Origin of the sequence: Hominifimenecus sp. rT4P-3, from assembly GCF_051055405.1 — a bacterium.
In the GTDB taxonomy this organism is placed as follows: Bacteria; Bacillota; Clostridia; order Lachnospirales; family Lachnospiraceae; genus Pseudolachnospira.
Genome location: NZ_CP167068.1, coordinates 2353364 through 2369866, shown reverse-complemented (window position 1 = coordinate 2369866; position 16503 = coordinate 2353364). Strand labels below are relative to the sequence as shown.

General features: G+C 49.6%; 16 protein-coding genes. 13 read left to right on the top strand and 3 right to left on the bottom strand.

Annotated elements, in window-relative coordinates:
* Window positions 1-101 precede the first annotated feature (101 nt).
* The 4 genes from ACCC71_RS10920 (at window position 102) to ACCC71_RS10905 (ending at window position 1743) form a co-directional block, all read left to right on the top strand.
* The gene (locus ACCC71_RS10920; RefSeq protein WP_434309657.1) at window positions 102-329 is read left to right on the top strand and encodes a hypothetical protein; all 228 of its coding nucleotides are present in this window, start codon (window positions 102-104) and stop codon (window positions 327-329) included.
* Between the two features lie 15 nt (window positions 330-344).
* Window positions 345-830, top strand: a complete 486-nt coding sequence (locus ACCC71_RS10915; protein WP_434309656.1) for a peptide deformylase — start codon at window positions 345-347, stop codon at window positions 828-830.
* Between the two features lie 18 nt (window positions 831-848).
* Entirely contained in the window at window positions 849-1055 is a 207-nt protein-coding gene (locus tag ACCC71_RS10910; RefSeq protein WP_434309655.1) for a hypothetical protein, read from the top strand.
* A 139-nt stretch (window positions 1056-1194) separates the two neighbouring features.
* Window positions 1195-1743, top strand: a complete 549-nt coding sequence (locus ACCC71_RS10905) for a zinc-ribbon domain-containing protein (RefSeq protein ID WP_434309654.1) — start codon at window positions 1195-1197, stop codon at window positions 1741-1743.
* Window positions 1744-1847: 104 nt separating this feature from the next.
* Here the strand turns inward: ACCC71_RS10905 and ACCC71_RS10900 are convergent, their stop codons facing one another.
* The gene (locus ACCC71_RS10900; RefSeq protein WP_434309653.1) at window positions 1848-2741 is read right to left on the bottom strand and encodes a LysR family transcriptional regulator; all 894 of its coding nucleotides are present in this window, start codon (window positions 2739-2741) and stop codon (window positions 1848-1850) included.
* A 215-nt stretch (window positions 2742-2956) separates the two neighbouring features.
* On the opposite strand from ACCC71_RS10900, the gene pruA reads away from it, so the two are divergent.
* On the top strand, window positions 2957-4582 hold the full coding sequence (pruA, locus tag ACCC71_RS10895) for an L-glutamate gamma-semialdehyde dehydrogenase (protein WP_434309652.1): 1626 nt from the start codon (window positions 2957-2959) through the stop codon (window positions 4580-4582).
* Between the two features lie 26 nt (window positions 4583-4608).
* Here the strand turns inward: pruA and bsh are convergent, their stop codons facing one another.
* Both bsh and ACCC71_RS10885 read right to left on the bottom strand, forming a co-directional pair.
* Window positions 4609-5580, bottom strand: coding sequence for a choloylglycine hydrolase (bsh, locus tag ACCC71_RS10890; protein WP_434309651.1), 972 nt, complete (start codon window positions 5578-5580; stop codon window positions 4609-4611).
* Window positions 5581-5680: 100 nt separating this feature from the next.
* Window positions 5681-7195, bottom strand: coding sequence for a VanW family protein (locus ACCC71_RS10885; protein WP_434309650.1), 1515 nt, complete (start codon window positions 7193-7195; stop codon window positions 5681-5683).
* A 302-nt stretch (window positions 7196-7497) separates the two neighbouring features.
* Here ACCC71_RS10885 and ACCC71_RS10880 point away from each other — a divergent pair, with 302 nt between their 5' ends.
* Genes ACCC71_RS10880 through ACCC71_RS10845 form a run of 8 tightly spaced genes read left to right on the top strand, consistent with a single transcriptional unit; the run spans window position 7498 to window position 16426 of the window.
* Window positions 7498-8871, top strand: a complete 1374-nt coding sequence (locus tag ACCC71_RS10880) for a sugar transferase (protein ID WP_434309649.1) — start codon at window positions 7498-7500, stop codon at window positions 8869-8871.
* On the top strand, window positions 8855-9961 hold the full coding sequence (glf, locus tag ACCC71_RS10875; protein WP_434309648.1) for a UDP-galactopyranose mutase: 1107 nt from the start codon (window positions 8855-8857) through the stop codon (window positions 9959-9961). The genes ACCC71_RS10880 and glf overlap by 17 nt, the downstream gene beginning before the upstream one ends.
* Window positions 9949-11019, top strand: a complete 1071-nt coding sequence (locus ACCC71_RS10870; protein ID WP_434309647.1) for a glycosyltransferase family 2 protein — start codon at window positions 9949-9951, stop codon at window positions 11017-11019. The genes glf and ACCC71_RS10870 overlap by 13 nt, the downstream gene beginning before the upstream one ends.
* A 48-nt stretch (window positions 11020-11067) precedes the next feature.
* The gene (locus ACCC71_RS10865) at window positions 11068-12150 is read left to right on the top strand and encodes a glycosyltransferase family 2 protein (RefSeq protein ID WP_434309646.1); all 1083 of its coding nucleotides are present in this window, start codon (window positions 11068-11070) and stop codon (window positions 12148-12150) included.
* A 33-nt stretch (window positions 12151-12183) separates the two neighbouring features.
* The gene (locus ACCC71_RS10860) at window positions 12184-13362 is read left to right on the top strand and encodes a glycosyltransferase (RefSeq protein ID WP_434309645.1); all 1179 of its coding nucleotides are present in this window, start codon (window positions 12184-12186) and stop codon (window positions 13360-13362) included.
* Window positions 13359-14348: a glycosyltransferase family 2 protein gene (locus ACCC71_RS10855; RefSeq protein WP_434309644.1), complete on the top strand. Its 990-nt coding sequence runs from the start codon at window positions 13359-13361 to the stop codon at window positions 14346-14348. Before ACCC71_RS10860 ends, ACCC71_RS10855 begins: the two co-directional genes overlap by 4 nt.
* Before the next feature lie 19 nt (window positions 14349-14367).
* Complete coding sequence (locus ACCC71_RS10850) at window positions 14368-15873, top strand: lipopolysaccharide biosynthesis protein (RefSeq protein ID WP_434309643.1); 1506 nt, start codon at window positions 14368-14370, stop codon at window positions 15871-15873.
* Window position 15874: 1 nt separating this feature from the next.
* Window positions 15875-16426: a GNAT family N-acetyltransferase gene (locus tag ACCC71_RS10845; protein WP_434309642.1), complete on the top strand. Its 552-nt coding sequence runs from the start codon at window positions 15875-15877 to the stop codon at window positions 16424-16426.
* Window positions 16427-16503 lie beyond the last annotated feature (77 nt).

Below are 16503 nucleotides of genomic sequence, written 5' to 3'. Positions count from 1 at the left end.
ACTGGAAAAAAGGCGGCTGTCCCATTGCAGATGGAGGGCTTTTTATGTTATACTACCTTCTGACAAATGTATGCTGGTGTATGTTGTAAGGAGAATCTGCGATGAATCCGATGTCAATCATGAAAATGATGAATTTGAAGAAGCAATTTGAAACGAATCACCCAAAGTTTGCGGCTTTTTTCCAAAATGTAATGGGGCGGAAGATCGAAGTTGGAACCGTGATTGAAATATCGGTTTGCCGGCCGGGAGAAGAGCCGGTTCGTACTAATATGCGAGTGACGGAGAGCGATTTGGAGTTGATCGAGCAGTTAAAGGAGCTCGGACAGTAGAAAGGGGGCTTTGCCATGATCCAGCCGATTTTGCAGCTGGGAAATCCACAGCTTTATGAACAAAGCGAAGAAGTCACAAAGGAAGAATGGGCGGAACTTGCTTCTCTGGAACGAGATCTCCACGACACCATGATGGAATACCGCCGGGTTCATCATGCGGGGCGGGCGATTGCGGCTCCTCAGATTGGCGTGAAAAAGAGAGTTCTATACATGAATGTGGGAGAGCCTATTCTGCTGGTCAATCCGCGGATGGAGTTTCCGGATTTGGAGAAAATGGAAGTGATGGACGACTGTATGTCTTTTCCAGGGCTCTTGGTTCGCGTCGAGCGGTATCGGCGCTGCCGGATTCACTATTGGGACCGGAATGGAGAGGAATGCGTGCTGGAATTAGAAGGGGATTTGTCAGAGCTTTTGCAGCACGAGTACGATCATTTGGACGGAATTCTGGCGACGATGCGGGCTTTGGATGAGAAGTCTTTTTATGTCGCGGGGAACTTTTGAGAAAAGAAAGGAATGTCTATGCCCGATTGGGGAACGGTTACAAAAGAATTAAAGGGGAAAGCTCCCAGGCAGGAAACGTCTTCCTTGTGGCTGCGATTTTTAGCGGGGTGTGGAAGAGGGATGATTACCTTGGTGGGAACCTTGCTGGCTTCTCTGGGGTTAACGGCGTTGTTGAACCCTTCGATCAGACAGCAGCTGTGGGAGATGATTCAAAAACTTTGGTGATTCTCTATTGGAAGAAGATGCGGATCTGTAAAGATTTTCTGTTGAAACTTCCGGAAATTTTTCTTATAATAGATGCAATCGCTTCGTTGGGGCGAAATAGCGAAGGGCCTGACAACGGCCAGTCATAGGAGAAGTATTCATGTATTGTGTGAATTGCGGAAAGAAATTGCCGAACCATGCAAAGGTGTGCGATCATTGTGGGATGCCAGTAGGCGAGTATAAGCCGGAGGCGGATTTGGAGGAAAATCCTTATGTTTCCGGATATTATGACGGGAGCGACGGGAGATCGCAACAGACCACTTATGGAGATAGCCGGTACGACGAGGGAACGAAGAACCAAAACGCCACCTACGGCTACAGTAATTCCACTCAGTCGGAGTGGGGTTCTTATGGGGCCTATGAGGAGAAGCCGCCTCTGCGGAGCGGAGGACTGGCGATTGCTGCGCTGGTGCTTTGCATTCTGGGCGCGGTATCCTGCTGCGCGCCTTATGTGTCCATCCCAATCTGTATTGCCGGGATTGTCTGCGGGGCTTTGGGCCTAAAGTCGGATCGGAGAACCATGGCGCTCGTTTCTCTGATCATCAGTATTGTATTCTTAGTGATTTCGATTGCTTTGCTGATCTATGCCATTGCCCTGATTCCTTATATGGAAGAGTACTTGGAAGAGTACGGATATATTTGGAGATGAAAAGAGGGAGCCTTGACCGAGTTGAAATCGGCAGGCTCCCTCTTTTTATTTGCTTTTCCGTTTCCGGTGTCATGTAAGATCCTTTGTTTTTTAAAAACGACCGTTTAATTAAGATGATACTGCTCGCAGACAAAATGAAGGAATTTGCGGCAGGACTGGGAGAGAAAACGGCTTTTGCTCCAGATCATTCCCATCTGATAGGTCATTGGCTCGGTAAAAGGCAGTGTGACAATACCAGTCATATGGGAAAGAACTGGGGAGGTTGTCTCCAGCAAAAAGGAAATACCATAGTTTTGGGATACAAGATCGTATATGGTGGAAAAATTTTTAAAGTAATGCCGGAACTGGACGGTAATCCCTTTTTTGAAAAATTCTTCCCGAATCCGGTATTCCGTATAAGAAGTCCCTTTTTCATACATAAGGATTTCTTCGTTTGCAAGCTCTTCTAGAGAAACGGATGTCTTTTGGCTTAAAGGATGATTTTCTGAGAGCAGGACCTGCAGAACTCCTTTTTCCAGATTCAGATATTCCATATCCTCCGGCAGGGTATCCTGGCGGATCAGAAAACCGGCCTCGATGCCGCCTTGCTGGATCTGTTCGATGATTTCGTGATTACAGATATCCTGAATGATCAAATCCACATTGGGCTCTTCCTTGGCAAAGTCTTGCAGGACCATGGGATATAATTTGGCGCAGGAGATGGGAGGCATTCCCAGATTCAGCTCCTGGCGTTGATATCCGTCGGTAATGGAAGCACGGTCATAGATCTTCTCTACATTTTCTAAAATCACTTCAGACCGGTGGAGGATTTCCTCGCCTGCGGGAGTCAGCGTCAAATTTCCGCCGGAACGGTCGAAAATTAAAACCCCTAGTTCTTTTTCCAGATTTTTAACTGCGGTGGTTACGGTAGGCTGCGTGACATGTAGATGCTGCGCGGCTTTTGTAAAATTTTTAAAGCGGTATAACGCGTCGATATATTCCAATTGTCTTAATTCCATAAAGCTCCGATCCGCCGCAATCTGCGGCTTTTCTGTATTTTACACAAAATAGATGACGTTCATTCGAATCCCTAATAGTATGGCAGACTTTTTAAAATTACGCAATGGGAAAATCCGGCTTATAAATATTTTTTATCCACTATAAATAATCGCAATTTCTTATTTTTTTATGGATGCGTTATACTGAATTCAAGATAAATAAAGGAGGAACGAAGATGAATCAGGGATTTTTTCATTTGGATAAGCCGGTCAATGAACCCGTGAAGGTTTATACAGCAAATAGCGATAATTGGAAGGAAATGCAGGAGGAACTGGAATATCAAGCGTCCCATCCTATCGAGATTCCTTGCGTTATTGGAGGAAAGAAGATTTATACGGGAGATATCTTGGACGCTGTGGAGCCTCACCGCCATCAAAATGTACTCGCTCATACGCATTTGGCGGGAGCGAAGGAGTTGAGAGAAGCCATTGAGGCGGCTATGGCGGCGAAGGCAGAGTGGGAAGCGCTTTCCTGGGAACACCGCGTATCTATTTTTTTGAAAGCAGCGGATCTTTTGACTGGACCGTATCGGAAAAAAATGACGGCGGCTTGTATGCTGAAACAGAGCAAAAATGTCTATGAGGCGGAGATTGATGCCATCTGTGAATTGGCGGATTTCCTGCGCTTTAACGCTTACTATTTAGAGGAGATTTATGCGGAACAGCCGCTGAATACCCATGGAATTTGGAATCGGAATGAATACCGTCCGCTGGAAGGGTTTGTGGCGGCGCTGGCTCCTTTCAACTTTACTTCCATCAGTGGAAATCTTTGCGCGGCTCCGGCCATGGCTGGGAATGTGACGGTTTGGAAGCCGTCGACGACAGCGGTTCTATCCAGCTATTATTTGATGGAAATCTTTGAGGAGGCTGGGCTTCCTGCCGGCGTGATCAATTTTGTACCCAGCCGCGGTTCGGACTTTGGGCAAGTGGTGGTTGCAGATCCTCGGATGGCTGGATTCCATTTTACTGGTTCTACGGAAGTATTTAATAGCATCTGGAAACAAGTGGGAGAGCATATTGATCGCTATGAGTCTTACCCTCGATTGGTGGGAGAAACGGGAGGCAAAGATTTCATTTTTGCCCACGCCAGCGCAAACGCAGACGCATTGGTCAGCGGATTGATCCGGGGGGCTTTCGCTTTTGCCGGACAAAAGTGTTCCGCGGCTTCCAGAGCTTATATTCCTGCGTCTTTGTGGCCGCAGGTGCGGGAAAAAATGCACCAGGCGATGACTCAGGTGAAAACGGGAGACGTTCGGGACATTCACGCATTTTTAAATGCGGTGATTGACGAGAAGTCCTTTGGTAAAATCAAGGAATACGTAGAATATGCAAAGAATTCCCCGGACTGTGAGGTAATCGAGGGAGGCAGCCTGGACGATTCGGTGGGATACTTTGTGGAACCGACGGTGATCTTGGCGAAAAAGCCGGATTTTCGCACGATGGTAGAAGAAATTTTTGGACCGGTCCTGACAATCTATGTCTATGAGGATGCGAAGCTTTCGGAGACGCTTGCTCTTTGCGACCAGGGAACCGGATATGCTTTGTCTGGGGCTGTGTATGCCAATGACCGGACAGCCATTGCTCAGATGGAGCGGGCGCTTGCCCATGCGGCAGGCAATTTCTATATCAATGATAAGCCCACGGGAGCCGTGGTCGGCCAGCAGCCTTTTGGTGGGGCCCGCCGTTCCGGAACCAATGACAAAGCAGGAAGCCGTGTCAATATGATGCGGTGGCTGAGTCAGAGGACGATCAAGGAAAACTGGATTCCGGATACGGAAGTGTTATACCCCCATATGAAATGAAAGCATGGGGCCTGACCGGTATATGTTTAGTTTTGAAATGCGAATTGCTGGTTTTTGATAAGCGGATATATCGAGAGCTCTTTGCTTTCCAGATCGGTTTTGTGCATATCGACGGCGGAGATCTGGTTATTTTCGTAAGTGGTGTAATAGTAGACGCCTTGGTCTGCATTGCAGCAGGAAGAATAAACTGTAATTTCGTACTGTTCTCCCAGTCGGACGCTGCCCCGGGGATGCGCGACGGAAGCCAGCACATGGAAAAACTGGCTGACCGCTTCCGATTCACTGTTGCCAGAGACAGAATTATTCAGCATAAACGCCGCCCGAACAAAGCGGGAAGGGGAAGAGAGGTCCCCAGGCAAGCCAAAAGAACCCATGCCGTGACAGTTGCCTGTTAAGTTTAAACCTGGTGCAAAGCTGTTTTTTGGTTCCTCCGGGCTTAATCCACGATAGCGCGCCAGATTTTCTGACTGCATAGGGAAGGGAGGCTCATTGGTAAGCACTCCTATCGGGTTTTCATATATATGCAGTCCGTCTGCGGTGGACTCCAAAATCAGACAGTCGTCCTTGTCGTCCAATATCCAATGGAGCGGCGCGACGGGGAGATCCGGGCGAAAGGCTTCGTTTACAATGTCCATTTTTTCCAGCAAAGGGCGTGCTTCTTTTACCGTGGAGCACTTGCTTAGAATCCATGGGATAAGTTCAAATGGCGCGACGTGATCTTTGTCCGGGCTGCCGGCCCCAAAGAAGGCGGACGCGGGGAAATTCAATCCGGCGAGACTGAGCCCCTTTTCATTGGTGGCTTCATAATAGAGCGGATAGTCGTCCACCACATAGGCCATGCCGATCATGGCATAATGTTGTGTAAGGTCAGGCAGAAAGCGGAAGGAAAGCGGTTTGTTCCGAGGCGTTACCACGACAGTTTCATGATAAGAATATTCCAAATCTAGGTTTCGGCCAAAGTAATGATCGTCAGCCTGATAGCGTATAGCAGTGCACATGTGATTTTTCCTCCTTGGAAATGATGATGCTAGGGTCTTGCTCACCTGCCGGGAATAAAATATCCGGAAGCGGTTCCGGCTTCCGGATACTGAAACGATGCTATTCTTGCGTGGACTCTCCCTCTTCGCCACCGGGGGTATTATTGCCGCCGGTATCGGGGGCGTCATTGTTGCCGGTATCTGGAGAATCGCCCGGTGTATTCGGATTGGTGGGGTCTGTTGGATTCTGACCGCCGACGCCGCCGACGCCTCCGACTGGGACATCGTCTTTGGGCTTGGTTCCCATCACCGTGGTTTTGGAAGCGCCGCTGTAGCTATCGGTGTGGAGCTTGGTGCGGCTGACCTCTTTGCCGTCTTCATAGACGATTTTTTCCAGATAGGCCTTTACTTCCGGCTTGTTGGTGCCGGTAGAGGTCTGTTCTCCTTCGTACATATTGGCGTCATAAATGATTTTCGGTTCCGGATCTTTCTTCGATACGGTGGTGGATTTAAAGTCGATCTTACGATTGGAGGGACGATATTCCGCACCGTAAAGGGTAAAGGTCAATGTGCTTCCATCAGCGCTGGCCGCCAGATAAACGGGGTGCTCCAGATTGTTTTCAAAGACAAGATCTTTGGAGCCAGCCGCAATCGCCGCGTCCATGGAATAAGGCACATAGGAAACGACCATGGAATGGGGAGAACGGGAAGTGATCTTCAGCTCGGCCCGAAGCAACGCGTTATAAAGCGTCGTGGAAACCTGGCAGACGCCGCCGCCATAGGCTTCCTCTGTATCGCCGTCTTTATATTGGGTTGCTTTTTCATAGCCGTTTTCCGGTTCACGGGGGAGGATCGTCTGGCTGACCGATAGACTCTCGCCCGGCATCAGCAGTTTTCCATTCAGGCGTCCGGAAGCGACGGAAATATTGGTTTTTCGACCGGATACGCTGTCGCTGTAGTCGGTGGAAAAGGTTCCCAGCTTATTGCGCACAAGACTCAGTTCTTCATAAGTTTTGGCGGGCTGTGTCACTTTTACCTCAGCGGCTACCTGCATATTGGCAGAAAGGCCTTCTTTGACAGAGGAAAGGATCGTGTTTACGGTGGTTTCCTGATCGGTCGATAATCCCGTCGTATGCTCGGTTACAATAAATTCACCATTTTTTCTGGTGATCGTCGCATCCTTTGGCTCTGTGTCGAGGGATGCGATCTGATTGGCGACAAAATCGCGTACTTTTGCCTCATCAATCTGATAGGGCACATCCAAAATGACATGGCCATATTTCATGTCCATCAGCGTTTTATACCGTTGCAGGATCGGGCCGCTTTTTCCCAGGCGGTCCGCCTGAGCGAGCGCATTTTCCGAATCCCAGGAAAGGCCCAGATTCGCAAGGGTGGTTTCTACAGTCTTGGAATCTACGGTAACGGTAAACGGGGAGGAGGCAATCTCTTGGTGATAGGAATCCACCGCTTCTTTGGCTTTGGTCTTGCTCATGCCTCCAATATTGACTTCACCGGCATATACGCCTTCGGCAATGCTTTCTTCTTTTTGCTCCGCCGGAGCCGCGAACACCGGGGCCTGGAATGCGAAAAGAGACATGCACAAGAGGGTACCGGTCAGCAGGTGTCTAAATTTCATAGTATTACTCCTTTTCTTTTGAATCCTGACGAAATTAGTATAACAATCCCTGAATTCAAATGCAAGATAAAACCGGGTCTTTTATGAGGATTTCATGGTTTTTTAAAAAAACTGTCACATTTTGTTCTATTTCATTATGGAAGAAACAGTCCTTAGTATTTACTTAAGTTTTCCAGGCAAAACTTGACGGAGAAGGCGGAACGTGATACCCTTACTATAGTCGGAAATTCTGACCATTTTTATTCTATCGGAAATTTCGCAAAGCGAAATTCTTTACAAAAAGCGCAAAAAGAGGAAACGTTTTGAAAAGTAAATTGTATAAATGCCGGAAAAGCATTGTACTGGCGATGAAGCTGCTGCTGTATGCCCTGTTGATGGGAATCTTTTTTTTGATTCTTTCCATCCACAATCCACAGATGCTGGTGCCTTCCCGAACCGCCGCGGTTACAGCGGTATCCTTTGTGGTCGGGGGCTTGCTTTTGACCAACATTTACGGGCGGTATGATATCGGACAGAGGAAGAGCAAGCCGATCATTTATTCCATGACTCTATCCGTGTTATTTACGGATTTGTTCACCTTTATTATGTTGGTGATCATGAATACCAATGATGCAAATAACAAGGAATTTTTGGAAGAGGACCTTTTGCTGCTGCTGGTTGTCTTCTTTTTGCAGGTGTTCTGTATCATTATTTTTACCTATGGTGGGCATGCTCTATACTTCTCTTTTGTAAAACCGGAAAGATGTTTGATTATCACGGATTCTAAGGATAGCCTTCACGACTTGAAACGGGGAATCAATAAATATAAAAAGCAATACCAGGTAGAACAAGTGATACTTTACAATGACCCTTTGATTTGGGAGAAGATCTTAGAGGTGGACACGGTTTTTTTAAACAATGTGCCTGGTTCCCGAAGAACCGAGGTCGTGGAATATTGTTATCAGAAGATGAAAAATGTTTATTATAATCCGGAAATTGTGGATGTGGTGAACATTAATTCGCGCCATGTGATTTTGGACGATGTGTCGATGATCGCGGCGGAGGTGAGAGAACTTTCGGTCGAGCAGAAGCTGGTGAAGCGGAGCCTGGATTTCGTGGTGGCTTTGATTGGCCTGATCATTACCAGCCCGATTTTAATCCTCTGCGCTCTGGCGATTAAAATCTGCGACGGGGGAAAAGTATTATTCTGCCAGGGCCGGGTTACGATAGACGGAGAGGTATTTACGATCTACAAATTCCGCACGATGGTGGAAGACGCGGACAAGCATCTGGTGACCGACCACGACGATCGAATCACGCCGGTGGGGAAGTTCCTGCGAAAATATCGGCTGGATGAGCTGCCGCAGCTCTTTAATATCCTGAAAGGGGATATGAGTCTGGTGGGGCCGCGGCCGGAAATGACAGAATATGTCTACGCCTATTCGGAAAGCCTGCCGGAATTCCAATACCGTCACCGGGTGAAAGCGGGACTGACCGGGTTTGCCCAGATTATGGGAAAATACAATACCACGTCCAAGGACAAGCTGATCTTAGATTTGATGTATATTGAAAATTTCAGTTTGTGGAATGATATTAAAATCATTTTCCAGACGATCCTGGTGCTGTTTAAAGCAAGCGACAGCACAGAAGCTTTTTCGGAGGAGGACGAAAGGCATCAGCATGAAGAAAATGTATGATTACGTGATTGTCGGCGGCGGCCTGTTCGGCGGGGTATTTGCCTGGCATGCCACAAAAAGGGGAAAGCGCTGTCTGGTACTGGAAAAGCGGGCGCAGCTGGGAGGAAATCTATACTGTGAAACGATAGAGGAAATCCCGGTACACCGGTATGGCGCTCATATTTTCCATACTTCCGATCAAAAGGTTTGGGATTTTGTGACCCAGTTGGTGGAGTTCAACCGTTTTACCAATTCTCCGATGGCAAATTTTCACGGAGAAATGTATAACATGCCCTTTAATATGAATACCTTTTCCCGCTTGTGGGGAGTCCGGACGCCGGATGAGGCGCGGGAGATGATCGAAAAACAGCGCGGGTGTCAGGAAGGAGAACCGGCCAATCTGGAAGAGCAGGCCATTCGCCTGGTGGGGACGGATATTTACCAGAAGTTGGTGAAAGGCTATACCGAGAAACAGTGGGGCCGGGATTGCCGGGAACTGCCTGCCTTTATTATTCGCCGTCTGCCAGTGCGCTTTACCTATGACAATAATTATTTTAATGATAAATACCAGGGAATTCCGGTGGGAGGATACAATGGGTTGATCAAAGCCCTGTTTGAGGGCTGCGATGTCCGCCTGAATACGGATTTCAACGAGGACCGGGAAGCCTACCGGGCCATGGGAGAGAAGGTTCTCTATACGGGTACGCTGGATTCTCTGTATGACAAACGGTTTGGCGCTTTGGAGTACCGCAGCCTTCGGTTTGAGGATCAAGTACTGGATACGGAGAATTATCAGGGAGTGGCGGTTGTAAATTATACGGATCGGGAGACTCCTTTTACACGAATTATCGAGCACAAGCATTTTGACTTTGGCGCACAGCCGAAAACCGTAATTACCCGGGAATATCCGGCGGAATGGCAGGAAGGCGACGAGCCTTACTATCCGGTTAACGATGAAAAAAATCAAAAATTATATCGGAAGTATCAGGAGTTGGCCGAGGCGGAGACGGATATGCTTTTTGGCGGCCGGCTGGCGGAATACCGTTACTATGATATGGATAAAGTAATTGCTTCGGCCTTTCGGCTGGTGGAGAAGGAATGGCAGGAATGATGCAGGAAATCATGGTCAGCGTGATCATGCCGGTCTATAAGGTGGAAGCCTACGTGGGCCGGGCGATCGAGAGTATTCAAAAGCAGACGCTTGCAGAGTGGGAATTTATCATCGTGGACGACGGCAGCCCCGACGAGAGCGGGGCTATTTGCGACGCTTATGCGAAAACAGATTCGCGCATTCAGGTGTTTCATAAGGAAAATGGAGGCGCTCCCAGCGCCAGGAACCTGGCTATGGACCATGCCAGAGGAAAGTATCTCTATTTTCTGGATGCGGACGACTGGGCGGAGCCGACGATGCTGGCGGACATGGTTTCCCTGGCGGAGCGGGACCAGGCGGAGCTGGTGGTCGCTGGATTTTATATCGATACCTATTATAAACCAGGAAAATACCGGACCGACGATTTCTTTGTCCGGGACGCGGTGTTTTCCAATGCGCAGGAATTTCATGAAAACGCTTACTGGATGTTTGATAAGAATCAGCTGTATTCCCCGTGGAATAAGCTGTGGCAGCGAAAGTATATTGAGGCGGGACATTTCCGGTTTCCGCCGACGTTCTGGGATGATTTTCCTTTTATCCTGGCGGTGATTCGGGATATCGAGCGAGTGACGGTGACGTCCCGGCAGTATTACCATTTTATCCGGGAGCGGGCTGAGTCGGAGACCGCTGCCTACCGGGAAGGGATGTATGAGAAGCGGGAAGAAGAGCATGCCTGGATGAAAGAGCTTTACCGCCACTGGGGCGTCAACGACGCGCCCAGCCGGGAGATGGTGGCCAGGCGTTATATTGAGCGGTTTATCGGATGCCTGGAAAACTTGACCAATCCCAACTGTCAGATGAGCTGGCGGGAAAAAAGAGAGAAGGTTCGCTGCTGGATTCATTCGAAAAATGTCCGGCATTCCTTGAAACTAGCGGTTCCACGTTCTCGGATGATGCGGCTGATGCTGCTTCCGATTCGTTTGCGGAGTGTGACGTTGACTTTGCTGGAGGCAAAGGCAATTACCTTAGTGAAGATGAAATATGTAAAGATCTTTGCGACCTTGAAGGCGAAACGGTAGAGCATCTGAAAAAGGCATGGGCAGTTTATTTTTTGGAGTTACGAGACGATGGGAGGACAAGAGATGGGGGAAAAGCCGCTTTTTAGTGTCATCCTTCCTTTTTACAATGCGGAAAAAACGTTACGAAAAGCTGTCTGCTCCGTTCTTGAGCAGACTTTTTCCGATTATGAGCTTTTATTGGTGGACGATGGGTCCAAGGACCGGGGATTATTGCTTGCGGAACGGTTTGCCAAGCAGGACGCGCGGGTTCGCGTGATCGCCCTGGAGCCAAACGGCGGGGCTTCCAAGGCGAGAGACGCTGGAATTGGGGAAGCCTGCGGCGAATATTTGATGTTTTTGGATGCGGACGATACCTATGACCGGGATTTGATGGAGCAGGTGGCTGCCTCTCTCCAGGAGAGTCCTGCGGACGCCGTGATCTGGGGCGTGACGGAGGATGTCAGAGACGGGGTGGAACAGTTGGTGACAAGCAGAAAAATCACGGTGCCGGCGGGAATCCTTCGTACAAAGGAACAGGTTCGGCGGGCTGTGCTTTTGCTGGAATCAAGAAGCCTGTATGGATATTTTTGGAATAAGGCTTACCGCGCCGACGCCTGGCGGGCTCTGGGAGTTCCGATTCCGGTGCAGGCGTTTAACGAAGACATTATGTTTAATCTGATGTTTTTCCAGAATCTGTCTTCCTTAAATATCCTGGGTACGGCTCCGGTTCACTATAATCTGCGCGCAGAGGTTAGTCTAACCAGGCGGTATTTACCGGAATATTACCCGCTTGCCATGAAGCGGGTGGAGGGCTTGCTCGATCAGCAAATGGATTGGGGTGAGGATACGCCGGATGTCCGAAAACGCATTGCGGATATCTGGCTGCGGTACCTCCTGTCGGCGTTGGAGCGGAACCTGGATATCCGGGCGAAGAAGAAGCACAAAGACCGAGTACGGTTTTTGAGGGAAGTATATCAGAGCCGCCTGTACCGGGAGCTGCTTCCTGATGCCTTGCCAACTGGACTTGGAAGGAAGGCGTTGGCATTCTGCTTGAGAAAGCGGTGGACAGGGGGATGTTTGACATTAGGAAGAGCGGTGCACGTGGTAAAGACTGGGATGCCGGCGGTATTTCGATGGATGAAAGCGGTGTGAAACAAAGACGGATGAGGCAATGGAGGAGGAAGCATGAAACGAGTCTTATTTGTGTGCAATAATCTCGATCATGGAGGAATTCCGAAAGCATTGGTCAATTTGCTGCGGGAGATTCACCGGGATTATGCGGTGGATTTGCTGCTGTTTTACCCTTGGGGGCCATATTTAAAGGATATTCCTTCCGATGTACGGATTCTTCCGTCGGAGGGGCTGCTGCCGCTTTTGGGGATGCCCCAGGCGATTGTGCAGAAACAGTCGAAGAAGCAAGCGGCGCTTCGCGCATTTCTCGTGATCTGGAGCCGGTTGTTTGGCAATCAGCTGCCGCGAAAGTGGATTTTTTCTACGACTTCGGAGCTTTCCGGCTATGATACGGCGGTGGCTTTTGCCCAGGATAATTCCAGTCGGGCTTTTGCTATTGGCTGCAACGCTTATGTGCTTCAAAAAGTGAAGGCGAAGCAGAAGGTAACTTTTGTACACTGCGATTTTGAACAATATGGCGGTAATACCAGGGGAAACCGGAAGGTTTATCGGGAATTTGACCGGATTGCCTGTGTGTCCAGAGGCTGCCGGGAGGCATTTTTGCGGGTGATGCCGGATTTGGCCGGGCGGACAAAGATTGTTTATAATTGTACGGATTATGGTTTGATTCGAAAATTGGCGGAAGAGTCGGCGGAAGAGTTTGAAAAAGAACATTGTAATCTGGTTTCCGTCTCCCGCATTACTCCAGAAAAAGGACATCTGCGAGCTCTCAAGGTCATGAAACGAGTAATGCCGGAGGAGCCGCGGCTGCATTGGTTTGTGATTGGCGACGGACCCTGCCTGGAAGAGTTCCAAGCGGGAATTAGAGAAGCAGGACTTTCAGAAAGGATTCATCTGCTGGGGATGAAGGACAATCCTTACTGCTATATGAGGCAGGCAGACGCTTTATTTCTTCCCTCCTTTCATGAAGCGGCTCCCATGGTCTTTGACGAGGCGAAGACGCTGGGACTTCCAGTTCTAACCACGGAGACGACTTCCTCAGCTCGGCTGATTGGTCTGACGGGGTGCGGGCTGGTCTGTGAGAACTCGGAGGAAGGGATTGAGAAGGGGCTGAGAAAGATTCTAAAGGAACCGGAACTTCTGGAGCAATTTCGAAAGAAAGCGGAGGCGCAGCAGTTGGATAATCAGGTTCCAAGGGAACAGTGGGAGCGTTTGATAAGGAGCGAGGAATGAAGCTGAGTATACTGGTTCCTGTTTTTAACCGGGAAAAGACTCTCCGGCGTTGTGTGGATAGCTTACTGCATCAGGATTTGGACGAGTATGAGATCGTTCTGGTGGACGATGGTTCCACCGATGGCAGCCGGCATGTGATCGAGGATTATAAAAAGAAATATCCGGAAAAGATCATCGCGGTTTTTCAGGAAAACCGAGGGGTGGCCGCGGCCAGGAACGCTGGGCTTGCCGCCTCCCGCGGGGAATATATTACCTGGGTGGACAGTGACGATTGGCTTTCGGAGAACTGTCTTGGCATGCTTTGGAGGAAGGTCAAACGGTCAGGATGGGAGATTTTACTGTTTGACGCCTGGGAGGAGCGAAGCGGGAGAGAGGCAAGACCTTATTCCGCGCTGGAAGCGGCGCTGCCCCAGCGAAAGGAAGGAGCGCTTTCCCGGAAGGAATTTTTGTTGACGAGACCTTGTACTTGGAATAAATGGATGAAAAAAAGCCTGTGGGATCCGCAGGAAGGACAGGAAGCGCTGCGGTTTCCCGATGGGTGGATCTATGAAGACCTGGCGACGATTCCTTTGCTTTCGCTGAGGGCGGAAAAGATTGGCTACACGCCGCAGCGGGTTTATCATTACGAGCAGAGTGTGGAATCGATCATGCGGCAGGAAGGGTACCAGAAGGAGATGGACTGTATTTTCCTTGTGGCGGACCGGCTGAAACATGAGTTGGAGAAGGCTTTTCCTGCTGAGGTGGAATATTTGTGGTGGCTGCATGTGCTGCTTCTAGGGGGAATGCGATATTTGCATTGTGATAGAGCGGATTTGGCGTCCCGGACGGCGGATGCGATGCAGGCTGCATTTCCCTGCTGGAAGGAAAACGAATATGTGAAGCGGATGTCCTGGCGGGTGAGAACGAAGGCGGATTGGATTTACCGGGAGAAGTTTTGGAGGCTGAAACGGCTGGAAGGGTTGGCAGACTTGGCGCGGAAAATCTGATCGGAAATGGAGAAATCAGTTGAATCGAGATCGCGGAGTGAAAAATTTGTTTTATTCGATTTTGGGACAGGTCGTTACCATTGGCATCGGCCTGCTTTTGCCGCGGTTTTTTATCCTGGGCTATGGGTCGGAAGTGAATGGCCTGTTAAACTCGGTCAATCAGATTTTTTCTTATTTTATTTTGCTGGAGGCCGGAATCGGAGCGGCCTCTCTGCAGGCTCTGTACCGGCCGGTGGCGGACGGGGATGGGGCGTCGATCTGCCGGATTATGGCGGCGACCAAGCGGTACTATGACCGGGCCAGCGTTTTTTATCTGGTAGGAATCGCGCTTTTTGCCGGGATTTACACGTATTTTATGGCGGGCGAGGTACCGGTGCCGGAGATGATCGGGGTGATCGTATTTTCCGGCCTGGGAAATGTACTGAATTTCCGGTATCAGGGAAAATATAAGATTCTGCTGCAGGCGGAAGGGAAGAAATACATTATCAGCAATGTACAGACCCTGGCGCAGGTTTTGATCAGTCTGGCAAAACTGATTGGGGTTTGGCTCGGCCTTCCGATTGTGACGGTGATGGGGCTTGGCTTTGCGGCCAGCCTGGTGCAGACCCTGTATTATATCTGGTATATCCAAAAGCATTATCAGTGGCTGAACCTGTCGGCGGAGCCGGATTGGAAGGCGGTGGAGCAGAAAAATTCGGTGCTGGTTCATCAGGTATCCCAGCTGATTTTCCAGAACACGGACGTGCTGATTTTGACCATTGTCTGCGGACTGAAGGTGGTCAGCGTCTATTCGGTCTACAAGATGGTGGTCTCTGCCATCTCCCAGCTGACCTATCAGTTCAGTGAAAGTTTTCTTTTTATTCTGGGTCAGGAATATGGCCGGAACCGGAAGCGGTACGAGGAATATTTGGACTGCTTTGACGTGATTTATACGGCGGCAAGCTTTTTGCTGCTGACGGTTACTTATTTGTTGTATCCATCGTTTATCGATTTATATACCAATGGCGTCCGGGATGTATCTTATGGGGGGCAATGGCTTCCCCTTCTGTTTGTTGGAATCGAGCTTTTGAGCAGCTGCCGGCGGGCGGCGCAAAATACCATCGACGTAGCGGGGCATTTCCGAAAGACCGCGTCTCGGTCCGCGGCGGAGGCTGCGATCAATCTGGCGGTCAGTCTGGCTTTGGTCGGAATCTGGGGGATTTACGGGGTGCTTCTTGGAACGGTGGCGGCTCTCTTGTACCGGACCAACGATATGATCTGGTATGTCAGCAAAAAGCTGCTAAAGCGAAGCACTTGGCGGTTTTACCGGGTGTATCTGGTGAACTTTGCCGTGTTTTTCCTGGCGGCTGCGGCAGGAACGGTCTGGCCGGTGGCTGCGGCAGGTTGGAGCGGATTTTTGGGATTCGGCGCGGCCTTAACCATTGGAATGGGCGTGGTTTATGGCGGCGTTAGTATGCTTTGCTTTCCGGCGGTGCGAAAGCGGGTGAAAGAGACGATGGCGGGGATGCGAAAGGATTTGAGATAGTATGGATAAAAAATTAGGGAGGCCGGAAGAGAAATTGATGGGCAAAGAGATTTTGGAAAAATTTGAATTTCGAACTATCACAGGGGATGAAGTGGAGCAGGCGGCGGCAATCGAGCAGATTTGTTTTCCACCCAGCGAGGCCTGTTCCAAGAAGCATATGAGTGAGCGGATTGCGGCGGCGCCCGAACTGTTTTTGGTGGCGGTGGATAAAGAAACGGGAAAGCTGGCGGGATTTCTAAATGGACTTGCTACGGATGAATCTACTTTTCGGGACGAGTTCTTTACGGATGCCAGCTTATATCATCCCAATGGGAAAAATGTGATGTTATTGGGATTGGCCGTACTGCCGGAATACCGCGGGCAGGGGCTTGGCAGGGAACTGGTTTCCCGCTATGTGCAAAGGGAACAGGAAGGGGGTAGGAGCCTCCTTCTTCTTACCTGTCTGGAATCGAGAGTAGAGATGTATCGGAAGTTTGGCTTTGTGGATCTGGGCATGGCTCAGTCTACTTGGGGCGGAGAAGAATGGCATGAGATGAGTTATACCATCGGATAATGGAATGGGGTTAGGAGGTTCTGGTTTTGCGGTGTGTCATCGAGGGGAAAGAAGAATTGACCTTTTGGGAAATTTTA